The 574-nt window shown below is 25.6% G+C and carries 1 protein-coding gene; it reads right to left on the bottom strand.

Translation table 11 applies throughout. From position 1 onward, the window contains the following. Positions 1-113: 113 nt before the first annotated feature. Complete coding sequence (locus tag KTQ83_RS11985) at positions 114-452, bottom strand: hypothetical protein (protein WP_217256964.1); 339 nt, start codon at positions 450-452, stop codon at positions 114-116. Positions 453-574 lie beyond the last annotated feature (122 nt).

The following is a 574-nucleotide window of genomic DNA, read 5'->3' as shown; positions in this document are numbered from 1 at the left end:
TTGAATATTCGGTCCTTTTTTATTAAGCTGAAACTTCTTTATCCGTTACAGCGCCTTCATTTATAAATACGCTTTGTCTTAATCTATACGATCATAAACTATAATTTATTCGCTTATTTGTATTTCTTCTTAAGATTAATACTCAATATTATTGCAACAACTGATGAAATAATTAATCCTGCAACTAATGAAAATATCCAAAGATTATTTTTATTAAAAAGAAGAATAAAGGAAATATTCATAGATATTATGAAAAGTACAAAGAAAAGATTTAAAATTTTAGTATCTTCTTTCCAATAATTTTCTTTATCACTAGTGTTTAAACTATTGTAAAATTCAAACCCATTGTCTAGTTCTTTACCAACTTTAGTGCTTCTTATTTTGTTTGTTGCATACCAAATAAGTAGGTATATCATGTTTAAAAAAATAAAAATCACAGTATTCTTTGTCATGTTTGTTCCTCCACAAATTCTGATTTATCTATTGTATTACGTTGATTACTTTACAGTGAAAGGTGTCCATTCAATGTGGTTATATTCCATCACATCATTTGCTTTTTTCATTCCTAATTTTT

This window comes from Holdemanella porci, from assembly GCF_019052655.1.
GTDB lineage: Bacteria > Bacillota_I > Bacilli_A > Erysipelotrichales > Erysipelotrichaceae > Holdemanella > Holdemanella hominis.
This window is presented reverse-complemented; position numbering and strand designations above follow the sequence as displayed.